The organism is Candidatus Phytoplasma crotalariae, from assembly GCF_030586865.1.
GTDB lineage: Bacteria > Bacillota_I > Bacilli_A > Acholeplasmatales > Acholeplasmataceae > Phytoplasma > Phytoplasma citri.
Genome location: NZ_JAOSIR010000016.1, coordinates 1 through 12,772 on the forward strand (window position 1 = coordinate 1; position 12,772 = coordinate 12,772).

At 22.3% G+C, this 12,772-nt stretch carries 11 protein-coding genes and 1 tRNA gene; 5 read left to right on the forward strand and 7 right to left on the reverse strand.

Features of this window, described 5'->3' with window-relative positions:
* Window positions 1–272: 272 nt before the first annotated feature.
* From OC683_RS01485 to OC683_RS01515, 7 genes are all read right to left on the reverse strand, one after another.
* Window positions 273–1,433 (reverse strand): phosphatidate cytidylyltransferase, encoded by a 1,161-nt coding sequence (locus tag OC683_RS01485; protein ID WP_304514793.1) that lies wholly within the window; start codon window positions 1,431–1,433, stop codon window positions 273–275.
* Window positions 1,434–1,458: 25 nt separating this feature from the next.
* Window positions 1,459–2,022, reverse strand: coding sequence for a ribosome-recycling factor (locus tag OC683_RS01490; RefSeq protein ID WP_304514794.1), 564 nt, complete (start codon window positions 2,020–2,022; stop codon window positions 1,459–1,461).
* A gap of 1 nt (window position 2,023) precedes the next feature.
* The gene (pyrH, locus tag OC683_RS01495; RefSeq protein WP_193621765.1) at window positions 2,024–2,743 is read right to left on the reverse strand and encodes a UMP kinase; all 720 of its coding nucleotides are present in this window, start codon (window positions 2,741–2,743) and stop codon (window positions 2,024–2,026) included.
* A gap of 125 nt (window positions 2,744–2,868) precedes the next feature.
* Entirely contained in the window at window positions 2,869–3,561 is a 693-nt protein-coding gene (gene tsf / locus OC683_RS01500) for a translation elongation factor Ts (RefSeq protein WP_304514795.1), read from the reverse strand.
* 97 nt (window positions 3,562–3,658) lie between these two features.
* Window positions 3,659–4,417, reverse strand: a complete 759-nt coding sequence (gene rpsB, locus OC683_RS01505) for a 30S ribosomal protein S2 (protein ID WP_304514796.1) — start codon at window positions 4,415–4,417, stop codon at window positions 3,659–3,661.
* A 177-nt stretch (window positions 4,418–4,594) separates the two neighbouring features.
* Complete coding sequence (gene dut / locus OC683_RS01510; protein WP_304514797.1) at window positions 4,595–5,044, reverse strand: dUTP diphosphatase; 450 nt, start codon at window positions 5,042–5,044, stop codon at window positions 4,595–4,597.
* Window positions 5,045–5,079: 35 nt separating this feature from the next.
* The gene (locus OC683_RS01515) at window positions 5,080–6,015 is read right to left on the reverse strand and encodes a tyrosine-type recombinase/integrase (protein WP_304514798.1); all 936 of its coding nucleotides are present in this window, start codon (window positions 6,013–6,015) and stop codon (window positions 5,080–5,082) included.
* Between the two features lie 689 nt (window positions 6,016–6,704).
* On the opposite strand from OC683_RS01515, the gene OC683_RS01520 reads away from it, so the two are divergent.
* From OC683_RS01520 to rbfA, 5 genes are all read left to right on the forward strand, one after another.
* The gene (locus tag OC683_RS01520; protein WP_304514799.1) at window positions 6,705–8,390 is read left to right on the forward strand and encodes a DAK2 domain-containing protein; all 1,686 of its coding nucleotides are present in this window, start codon (window positions 6,705–6,707) and stop codon (window positions 8,388–8,390) included.
* A gap of 37 nt (window positions 8,391–8,427) precedes the next feature.
* Window positions 8,428–8,515, forward strand: a tRNA-Leu gene (locus tag OC683_RS01525).
* A gap of 338 nt (window positions 8,516–8,853) precedes the next feature.
* Entirely contained in the window at window positions 8,854–9,903 is a 1,050-nt protein-coding gene (nusA, locus tag OC683_RS01530; RefSeq protein ID WP_304514800.1) for a transcription termination factor NusA, read from the forward strand.
* A gap of 129 nt (window positions 9,904–10,032) precedes the next feature.
* Window positions 10,033–11,841, forward strand: coding sequence for a translation initiation factor IF-2 (gene infB / locus OC683_RS01535; protein ID WP_304514801.1), 1,809 nt, complete (start codon window positions 10,033–10,035; stop codon window positions 11,839–11,841).
* Complete coding sequence (rbfA, locus tag OC683_RS01540) at window positions 11,834–12,184, forward strand: 30S ribosome-binding factor RbfA (protein WP_193621709.1); 351 nt, start codon at window positions 11,834–11,836, stop codon at window positions 12,182–12,184. Before infB ends, rbfA begins: the two co-directional genes overlap by 8 nt.
* The last annotated feature ends 588 nt before the right edge of the window (window positions 12,185–12,772 follow it).

The following is a 12,772-nucleotide window of genomic DNA, read 5'->3' on the forward strand; positions in this document are numbered from 1 at the left end:
AAAAAACATCAAGATTAGGCAATAAATAAATAGCTAATTATCCTCAAGGCAAAATTATAGTTCTCGCAAGAGAGTAAATTAGGGAAAGCGGTGTACTGGGAAACTTGCTCATACCGTTGGGATGGGGGCTGATTGTGAATAAAACAACAAATACAAATCGATGAATAAAAAAAACGCAATTAATCTATCCGTATTTTAGATTGCAAAAATCTCTTTATAATAGATAGCAAAATTTAGTTATTGAAATGCGAAATAATCTACCCCCCCTTATCCTATATCAATAATAAAGGATTAATGATTTCTGAAAATGGATTAATTATTATTAAAATCATAAAAATAGATAAAAATAAAATTGAATCAAAACGATCTAATAACCCGCCATGTTCCGGAATCATTGTGCCAAAATCTTTAATTTTTAAATTTCTTTTAAATTTTGAAACTATAAGATCCCCTATTTGGGCTATTATACTATTTATTATGGTCAATATCAAGAAAATAATAAAAAATGATGTTTTAGTTAAATAATTAAAAATAATGTTAATAATTATAACAGTAAATAATATTCCGGACCAAAATCCTTCTTGAGTTTTTTTTGGGCTAATATCAGGACATAAAAGTTTTTTTCCCCAGAAATAACCTCCTAAAAATGCAAAACTATCATTGGAAATAGAAATAATAAATAAATATAAAAGTATTTTTTTGTTAATCAAAATCAAAGTGAATATAGAAATACTACCTAATAAAATATATATAAAAATTGCTATATGTTTAAATAATTCGCTATATAATGAATAGTCATTATTTTTCTTATATGGTAATAAATAATTATATATTAAATTAATGAATAAAAAAATAGTTATTATAATCCAATTATTATCATTAAATATAAAATAATATAATCCTTGTATTATCACAAGATAATGCAATATGAAACTTAATTGTTTTGTTTTTGAATTTTTTTTATTTATAAAAGAAATATATAAAAGAAAAATAATCGTGAAAAAGATAAACAAGATTATTGAATCGTTATTTGTTACATTTGTTTTTTCTAAATAAAAAATTTTTTTTATGTAGCTATGTAATAAAATAGAATTATGTGTTATTTTAATAATTTGATTATTATATAAATGATTTAAAATTATTTTTATTAAATAAAATCCATAAATAAAATTAAATATATAAAAAGATAATATATTTAAAATATTTTTTTTATTTTGAGTTATTATTGTTTTTTTTGAAATTTTTGGAATTTTAAATTGTTTAATGACTTCTTGAAAAGATAAATATATAAAAGTTATAAGTGATAAAATACAATTGTAAAATAAAAAATTAGTATCGTGTTTTTGGTCTATATATGTTACAATACTTAACCATATAGTGGTTATTGTGAGTATTTTAATTCCTATAGATATTTTTTTTTTATTAATTTTCATATAAATTTAATTGACACAATTATTATTAATAATTTAACAATTCTTTGTTTTTTTGATGAGTTAATTCGTCTATTAATTGGATAAATTTATCATGAATCATTTGTACTTTTTTAAGTATTTGCGTTTCTAAGTCTTGATTAACTTTTATTTTTTTAATTTTATCTTTATTTTGTCTTCTGATATTTCTAATACCAATTTTAGCTTCCTCAGCAGTTTTTTTAATTTTTTGAGTCAATTGAATACGTTGTTCTTCAGAAGGTTTAGGAAAAATTAATTTGATAATGTTGTTTTCAGTTTTCGGATTAATACCTATGTTTAATTTTAAAATAGCTGTTTTAATATTTTCTATCAAATTATTATCAAATGGTTTTATATTTAATTGATTACCTTCAGAAACATAAATAGAACTAAAATGTCTTAAAGGTTGCATTTGGTTATAATAATTGATATATACTTGATCTAATATTTGTGGATTAGCTATTCCTGTTCTTATATATTTGAATTTTTCATTCATGATTTTAATTTGAGATTTCATTTTTTCATTAATTTCATTTAGTATAATTTCTATTTGATTATTATAATCTTGCATTTTAATTCTCCTTAGAAGTAATTAAAGTTCCTATTTTTTCTTTTAAAATGATTTTCTTAATATTACCTTTTTGATTCATATCGAACACTATAATATCTATTTGATTTTCCCAACATAAAGAAACAGCTGTAATATCCATAACATTTAATCTTTGTGATATAATTTCTTTATGCTCTATTTTTTCTAAAAAAATTGCTTTTTGATTATGTTTAGGATCAGAAGTATACACACCTTTAACATTATTTTTTGCCATTAAAATTATATTAATACTCAATTCGGCAGCTCTTAAAGCAGCTGCAGTATCTGTAGAAAAAAAAGGTACTCCAATACCTCCGCTTAAAATAATAACACGTTGTTTGTTTAAATGATGATCAGCTCTTTTTTTGATATAAGGTTCAGCTACTGCAAGCACTTGAAAAGATGTCATTACACGAGTTTCAACTTTCAAATTTTCTAAAGCATCTTGTAAAGCTAAAGCGTTTACAATAGTCCCTAACATCCCCATATAATCAGATTGATCTCTTTTCATTCCGAGAGTTTGTCCAGTAATACCTCGCCAAATATTACCTGCGCCGATAATGATAACAATTTGTACACCTAAATCTTTAATTTCTTTAATTTCTTTAGCAATTTCTTTTACTTTTTGTGGATCAATAGTTACTTTTTCTCCTTTTAATGCTTCTCCACTTAATTTTAAAAGAATTTTGCTTAACATTAAAATCTCCTATTTGACTAAAATTATATATTTATATAAATTGATAAATTTCTTTAAGTATTTTTTGAAAATTTGAAATTTATTATTTAATATTAATTAGTTTATTAAAATAAATTTTTTTAGATATATTTTTAATCATTTAAAGCAAAACGATAAAACATAATAATATCTGTATTATTTTTTTGTAAATATTTTTGAACTTTAATTTTAGAATTATTGTACATATTTTGTTGTAATAAAATCTCTTTTGATTGAGGATTTGATTCTGCAATATGAATAGGCAAATGTTTTTCGACATTCTGACAAGGTTTAGTTATGTGTATTAAGGTTGAAATTTTACCATTTTGATGTATATAATAACCAAAACTTTCTTCGTTTTTTTTATAAATCACTTGTATTCGTTTTAATCTTATTTGTTCTTGAAAAAGAGTCATTTTTTGACTTATTATTTGTTTTACCGTTTTTCCTTGAAAATTATAATTTAAAAAATCATTTAAGTTTTGAATATTATTAGGAGCTTGTAACAAAATTTGTTCTATATTTGTTATTAATTCTATAAATTTTATATTTTTAGCTGCAAAATCTGTTTTTATGTTTATTTCAAAAATTATAGCTTTATTTTCATTAAAGGCTACATGAGTAGCACCTTCTAACAAAGGTTCTTTAAAAAATTCGGGATATTCTATATGTTTTTCTTCATTTAATAATTTAATAGCTTCTTCTATATTGCCTTGAGTTTTTGTTAAAGCTTTTGCGCAATCAAGTATACTAAAATTAGTAATTTCTCTTAATTTTTTAACTTTTTCTATCATTTCAGTTTTCATATTTTTAATTAAGCTCTTTTATTTTATTTTTTATTTATATATTATTAATTTTTAAAAATTATTACAAGAAATTATTTTATTTTTAAAATTTATAACATTATTTTTTTTGGTTAGAAATATTTTTGCTCAATTCATTTTTTTGATTTGCGGATTTTATACCTTCTAAAACAGCATTAGCTAAAATAGAAGTTATTAATTTAACTCCTTTAATAGCATCATTATTCGCAGGAATAACATAATCCACTAAATCCGGATCACAATTGCTGTCTATAATACCGAAAATAGTAATATTTAATTTTTTTGCTTCTGCAATAGCTATAGAATCTTTTTGTGTATCTATAATAATAATAGCTTGAGGTAGTTTATTCATATTTTTAATACCACCTAAAATTTTCTCTAATTTATTTCTTTTTTGAGTTAATTTTGCTATTTCTTTCTTAGTTAAATGATTCCACAACCCTTCTTCTTCTTCTTTATAAAGGTTTATTAAATAGTTAATTCTTTGGTTAATAGTGCTAAAATTAGTAAATATACCGCCTAACCAACGTTGATTGATATAATATTGTTGTGCTCTTTGAGCTTCTGTTTTGATAATATCTTGTATTTGTTTTTTAGTTCCTAAAAAAAGAATTTTTCCACCTAAAGAAACTATTTCTACAATTTTTTTATAAGCGATATCGATATGTTCTACAGTTTTTTTTAAATTTATAATATGAATTTTATTTCTTACTGTAGGAACTCCATCATTTTTTAAGCAAAAAAGATATTTTTTAGCTTTATAATGTGTTTTTTTTGCTGAATGCCCAAAATGTATTCCGGCTTCTAATAATTGTTTAATATTTGTTACACTACCCATATTTTTTTATGTTACTCCTTTATTAAATTTGTAATTTTTTGATTTATTAACAATTTTATATTAAAAAAGGGTATTATTTTTATTTGGTTTTGATCCCTAATTTCCAATCGTATTTTTTTTTATTAACCTTAACATTTTAACATATTTTAGATTTTTTGACAATTGTTTTAGTTAAAATTATTTAGTACTACCGAAACCATTTTTTCTAATTTTGTTTTCATTATTATCATTTTGAACAAGTAAAAAATTTTGAAATATTCCTTGGGCGATTCTTTCATTTTTATTGATAGTAACTGTTTGATTAGAAAAATTGTATAATGAGATTAGAATATGTCCTTCATTTTCGGAATTATTGTAATAATCGCTATCTATTACTCCTACATTATTTGTTAACATTAATTTTTTTTTTATAAATAAAGAAGATCTAGAATAAATTAGTAAAACTTGATTGGTAGGCAAAAACACTTTTAATCCTGTTGGTATTATTACTAGTTGTTGTGGTAAAATTTTTGTTTCTATAGCAGACGCTAAATCATATCCTGCACTATATTGAGTTTGTCTTTTCGGTATTTGAATATTATTCTTTTTGTAATAACTTACTACTTCAAAAAAACTTCCATTGGACATTTATTTATTTTTTCTCTTTCTTTTTGATAAATAATTTAATTTTTATTTTTTTTCATTTTATTATTTATTATATTGTTATAATAAAAAAACTTTCTATGTAATTCATTATCAGATATATAAGTATAAATTTGAGTTGTTTTTAAATGATTGTGCCCTAATAATTCTTGTACTATTCTTAAGTCTGCTCCATTATTGAGCAAAACAGTGGCAAAAGCATGCCTAAACATATGTGGTGATATTTTTCCTTTATATTTATTTTTTAAACAGATTTTTTGGATAATATAACTTATACCTTTAGTAGTGATTTTATTGCCATATTGATTAGTAATTAAAAATAATATTCCTTTGTTATTTTGCTTCTGAACAAATTTAGGTCTTATATGATTTATGTATTTTTTTAACATACCGGAAAGTTTTCTATGTAAAGGTATATATCTATCTTTGGAACCTTTACCATTAATTAAGATTTGATTAGTCAAAAGATTTATATTGTTGATAGTTAAATTAACCAGTTCTTGTGCTCTTAAACCACAACTATAAAGTAAGTCTATTATTAAATAATTTCGATAATTTGTAATACTATCATTTATATTTATAGAGTTTAGTAATTTTTGTATATTATGGGGTTCAATAATTTTAGGTATTTTGTGATTTAATTTAATATTAGGTAAAGATTTAAATATGTTAGTTTGAACACTATGTTTATCTTTTAAAAAATTATAAAAGGTTCTTAAGGTAGAAATTTTTCTTTTAATAGTTGCATTTTCATTTTTTTTAGAAGTTAAATGAATTAAAAATAGACGAGATAAATTGTCATTTTTTAATTCATTAATATTAAAATCTATTTTTGTTTTATTACAAAATAATACAAATTCTTTTAAGTCAGAAGTATAATTAATTATTGTTGATAATGAATAATTTCGTTCAATTTTTAAAAATGTTTGAAAATCTTTAAGTAATTTTAAATCCATTATGTGAACTCGCTTTTTAAAATTATTTTTAGTAATATATTTCTATTATTCTATTTATGCCATTTTAACTTTTTATAATTTTTAATTAAATTTATTTTTATTTATTTTATAATATAAATATTTTCATTTTGTATTTATTCTTTTTAATAAAATAAATTATTTTAAAGCTAATTATTAATAATTTTATATTAGTTTTTCAATTTTTTTAATATACTATGAAAAATAATTTATTTATTATTCATAAAAAAACGATATTTTACAATTTTTAGACAAAAAAATATATTTATTGGTAATATATTACTGTTAATATTTTATTACAATTTTAAAATATAGATGTTAGAATTTAAATTTTTATTCTTAATGAATACAAATTTGAAATATTTAAATTTATTTTTTTATTTTTAGATTAATGTTATTTATTTTAATGATGGAAAAAATATTTTTCATTTATAGAAAAATAATATTTATTATTTATTTTTATTAGGAAGTTTTAAAAAAATTAAAATTTAAAAATTAATGATAATGAGAATTTTTCGGAAATTTCAATCTTAAAAAATAATTAGTTTTTTTTAAATTTATAATTTCAAGCATAAATTTCAATTTTTTTTCAAAAATAATTGTTTTTTTTGTAAATCGAAAAGATCTGATTTTTATTTTTTTATTAGGTTAAAGAAAAAGGATTTTGAATAATGTCAATATCAGAACAAAAAATAGATGGTCTTCTTTTTAAAGAAATGGTTATTAATGGTACCATTAATTTAAAAAAAAATTGTCAAAAAATAAATAATTTAAATGTTTTTCCTGTTCCGGATGGTGATACAGGCACTAATATGTATATGACTATGGCCGAAGGTATTCGTCATATTTATTCGTTAAATGAAAATTCTATTATTGAAGTTTCTCGTGTTTTAGCTAATGCTTTGATTATGAATTCTAAAGGTAATTCAGGTGTTATTTTATCACAATTTTTTAGCGGATTTTCTAATAAGTTAATTAAGTTAAAGAAGAATTTTATTAATATAGAAGAATTTATTCAATCATTAATTAGTGGTTATCGACAAGCTTATTCTTCTATTTTTTCCCCTGTAGAAGGTACCATTTTAACAGTATTACGTGATTCTATTGAAGCTATTAATAATCAAAAAAATTTTAACAATATGGAAGAATTATTGAATAAAATTATTGAATATGCTAAAAAATCTTTAGCAAAAACTCCTGAATTATTACCTATTTTGAAAGAGTCTAATGTTGTAGATAGCGGAGCGGCTGGTTTAATTTATTTTTTTGAAGGTATGTTGTTATGTTTTCAAGATTCAAATATTTCTTTAAAGGAATTTTATAAAGATTTTATCATTTCTAAGGAAGTTGAAGTTTTTGATGATAATAATATTAATAAAACATCTTATATAAATTGTTCAGAAATCCCTTACTGTTATTGTACAGAGTTAGTTGTTAATTTATATAATTCAAAAGAATTTGATTTGTTGAAATTTCGTAAAAAAATGGGAAAATTTGGCAATTCTTTAATAGCTATAGTTACTGAAAATTTACTTAAAATACATATTCATACTAATAAACCTGGATTGGTGTTAACAAATTTATTAAAATACGGTTTTTTAATTAAATCTAAAATTGATAATATGAAAGAACAAAATAAAAATTTTCTTAAACAACAAAAATATTATAATAACAAACAAATTGTTCGAAAAAATTATATTTTGATAGCCATTGTACCTAATGAAACAATTTATAATATTTTTCAAAAAGATTTTAAAGTAGATCATATTATTATTATTAAAAATAGAACATTTATCTGGGATTTTTTTTGGAAAAATTTCAAAGAAATTTTAAATCAGGTGGAATGTTATAATGTGATTTTATTTCCTAATGATTCAGAAATCTTAGCTAATGTTGATTTAATTACAAAAAGTTTTGCTAATTTAAATATTAGTGTTATTGATACTAATGATATTGCTCAAGGTTATAATGCTCTTGTTTCTTTTGATGAAACATTATCTTATGATGAAAATATTTTGAATATTAGTGATAATATTACAAATAATTTAGTAGGTAAAATTTTATTTAATCAAAATTACAATTTATCAGAAAATTCCGTTTTTGAATTTAAAGCTTTTGTAGATTCTATTTTTTTTAAAAAACATAATAATTTAGACATTTTAATTATCGAATTATTAAAAAAAATGATTACAAAAACAACTCAATTAGTTACTATTTTTTATGATCAACAGTTAGAAAAACATTCTTCTTTGATAGGTTTGGAAAAATTTTTATCTAAAAATTATAATGATGTAGAGATTAATAAAATTATAAATAATGATCATTTGTACTATTATTTAATTTTAGTTGAAAATTAATTTTATAATATCTTTTTTATTAAAAAAGATATCTAATGCGGATATGGCGGAATGGGTAGACGCGCATGTTTGAGGGGCATGTGAGAAATTTTCTCTTATGAGTTCGAATCTCATTATCCGTACCATTTAATTATTTATTTATTTTCAAAAAATTTTATTTAAAATTTTATATTATTTTAGTTTTTAATTAATATAATAATATAATATGATAAACTACGTTATACTATATTTTTTTGAAAAAAATTATAAAAATTAAAAATGATTAAATTTTTTTAGTTTATTAATATATAAATATAAATTTTAATATGGTTATTTAATTTTATATTTATATATAATTGAATTTATAAATTTTAATTTTTTGTTTTAAAGTGGTTTTTTCGGAAATAACCACTTTTTTAATTTTAAAGATTATGAGATAATTTGAGAATCTAAATTATTTTTTGATAAGAAAGAGGTAATCTGTTTGCAAAATAAAAATTTTTTAAAACATATTGATCAAATAGCTCAAGAATATGACATAACTCGTGAACAAGTTACTAATGCTTTAGAGAAAGCTTTAATATCTGGTTGTAAAAAGACTTTTCAAATCAAAAAATGTAGAGTTTGTTTTGGGTCAAATTATGATAAAATTACCTTGTATAAACAATATATAGTTGTCGATGAAAAATGTGATGTTTCTTTATTAAAAGAACAAGATTATGTTTATTTAGAAAAAGCCAAAGAACTTAATTCTTCTATTGAAGTAGGTGAAATTTTAGAAATTGAAGTAGATCCTAAAAAAGATTTTAATTTTTATGGTAGTCGTGACTTTAAAAATAAATTTAATGAAGAATTATTGAAATTTCAAAGAGAAAATATTTTTAATTTTTTTAAACAATATGAAAATAAGTTAATGATTGCAGAAGTAATTGAAGAAAAATTTAAATTTTTTATTTTGATGTTAGATAAAAATTTTAAAACTTGTATTTTTAAAAAAGATTTAATGTTGAATGATCATTTTAATATCGGTGAAAAAATTTTTGTTTTAATTACAGAAGTTCGCAACAATACACCTAAACATCTTCAAATTTGTGTTAGTCGTATTAATAATCAATTTGTTGTGGAATTGTTAAAATATTTTATTCCGGAAATTCGAGATGGTTTTATTCAAATTATGGCTATTGCTCGTATTCCTTCTAGTCGAGTTAAAGTCGGATTATCTTCTCATGATAAAAAAATAGACCCTATCGGCACTTGTGTTGGCGAAAAAGGTTATAGAATCAAAAATATTTTAAACATTTTAAGAGGTGAAAAAATAGATTTATTTAAATGGAGTTTAGATATAGAAAAATTAATTATTAACTCTTTAAAACCTGCTCAAATTATTCAAATTGTAAATTTAGATTTTGAACAAAAAATTGCTTTAGTTTCTGTAGCAGCTGATCAAGTAGCTTTAGCTATTGGTAAATTAGGCCAAAATCTTAAGTTAGCGATGCAAGTTACTCAATGGAAAATTGAAATTAAAACTAATTAATAATTTTATTTAGTTTATTTACTGATAAAATTTTTAAATTATTTTTGTATTGTCAACTTATAGATATATAGTTAATATATATTAAAAATTCTTTAAGTATAAATCTAGGGGGAGAAAAAAATAATTTATATGCAAAATAAAAAGAAACCAGAAGATCATCAAAAGGATGATAAATCAATTATGTCGTTGATAAGTGATTATGTTTATAATTCTGATCATACTATTAAGGAGTTAGCTGAAATTTGGAATTTTTCCGAAAAATTTTTAATTGGGACACTCGGAAAATTAGGAATAAAATGCAAAAAAAATCAATCTTTAACAAGAGATTTGATTGAATTATTAGGTTTAAAGTTGAATATTAATATTATTGATGATTTTCTAGTTAATGAAGAAAATATGATTAATAAAACACCAATAGAAAATTTAATAAAGCGTTCTCCTATTGTGACAATAATGGGTCACGTAGATCATGGCAAAACCACTTTGTTAGATGTAATTCGTAAAACACGTTTGGTTGATCAAGAAGTTGGCGGTATTACTCAAAAAATAGGTGCTTATGAAGTTGTTTATAATAAGCGAAAAATTACTTTTATAGATAGCCCTGGTCATGAAGCTTTTACTCAAATGCGTAGTAGAGGAGCTCAAATAACTGATATTTGTGTTTTGGTGGTAGCTTGTGATGATGGTGTTCAAGCTCAAACTTTAGAATCTGTTACACATGCTCAAAAAGCCAATGTTGATATTATTATAGCTTTGAATAAAATAGATAAAATTCCTAATCAAAAAGAACGTATTATGTCAGAATTGTCTAAATATAATTTAATTCCTAAAGAATGGGGCGGAGATACTTTTTATATAGAAATTTCTGCATTAAAAGCTCAAGGTATTGATAATTTATTAAAAACTATTTTGTTAGTAAATGATAAACATCCTAGAATCATTAGTTATAAACAAAATGTTCTAGGAACAGTTTTAGAAGCTAGTTTAATCAAAAATAAAGGTTCTGCAGCTACTGTTATTGTTCATCAAGGAGTTTTAAAAATTGGAGATATTGTTGTTGCTGGTCATGCTTATGGCAAAATTAGATCTTTAGAAAATGATATTAAAGAAAATATTCAACAAGTTTTTCCATCACAACCTGCAGTTGTTTATGGTTTTAAAAAAATTCCTCAAGCTGGTGATTTATTGATGGTTGCGACTAATGAAAAAATAGCCAAACATATTATAGAAATAAGACAACAAAAGTTTCAAGCACAAAAACATCAAGAAATTAAAAAAAATGTAGAACAAAATTTTATGGAAGATTTATTACAAGAAAATTTGTCCCATTCAGTATTGAATTTTGTTTTAAAAACAGATACACAAGGTATGATTGAGGTTATAACAAAATCATTGAAAAATTTAAATTTTCATGGGGTTAAAATTAATTTTATTAGAATGGCTACTGGAGCGCTAACAGAGAATGATATTATGTTAGCTAATACTTGTCAAGCTATTATTATTAATTTTAATAATTTAGTAGATCGTAATATAATAAAATTAGCTGATAGTTTAAAAGTAGAAATAAGAAATTACCAAATTTTATATGATTTAGTCGGAGATATTGCTAAAAAATTAAAAACTTTGTCCAAGCCTATTTTAAAACTTAAATTTACAGGAAAAGCTGTTATTATTCAAGTTTTTTACAGAAGTGATAAAAATAATATAGCCGGCTGTCGAGTTATAAATGGTGTTATTTATAACGAAGCTTCTGTTCAAGTGAAACGTCAACAAAAAATAATTTATCAAGGAAAAATTATTTCTTTAAAACATTTAAAAAATAATATTGATTGTGCTAAAAAAGATAGTGAATGCGGTATTGTATTTAAGGATTTTAATGATTTTCAAATAGATGATATAATAGAGGCGTCTCGAATGGAGGAAGTAGTTAATGAATAATTTAATAGTAGGAAGAATGTCTAGTATTATTCATAGAGAATTAGTAAGTATCGTTAATAGAGTAATACAAAATTCCCAAATAGGTTTTATTAGTATTACAGATGTGAAACTTAATAAAGATTTTTCTTTAGCTAAAATTTTTTATACTATTATCGATAAAAAACCTGAAATTTTAAATTTAGCAAAAAATACTTTAGAAGAAAATAAAAAAGTTATTCGCAAAGAATTAGCTATTAAAATAAGAAAAAAAATTTGTTATATTCCTGATTTAATATTTAAATATGATTATGAGTTGTTACATGGCCAACGCATAGAAGAATTATTAAATAAATTAAATAAATAAATTACTGATCAATAGATTATCTTTTTTATATAATTGTGATTTTGAAAATTTATATATTCAAGTAGGGCGCCAAAGATGCCTAAATTTCCTGTTATTTAACCAATAGCCAGGGCCGATAAACCCTGAAAGGAGATGGTCGGTCTGGCAAACGAAAGAATGTGAGATTATAGCAGACCATAAAAGCGGTTTGCGACGAAAGCAAATTAGTCAAAAAAGACTTCACCACCGAATAATTCTAGGGAGAAGTCTGAGATGGCCTAAGAATGAAAATTGAGGTAATAGAAGAATCTGTTCCGGAAGTTGCTTAAACGGACAGTCCAGATTCTACTGTTATATAATCACGGTATTTAGTAGTTTATCAAATAAAGAAAACCTGGAATCAGCCTCCCCAAAGAGGATAGATACTTCCCCTAAAGAATTAAGGTCGAAATTTAGCGTAACTTGGATAATCCTAAAACTAACTTAATAAAGGAAAAACCCAATATGAACCACGGGTCGTCTACTCTTGGGATAAGATTAAAAAAATGCGTAACTATCAGGAAAATCCTAAGATTACCATCAATAAATATATATTCCAAGGTCATATGA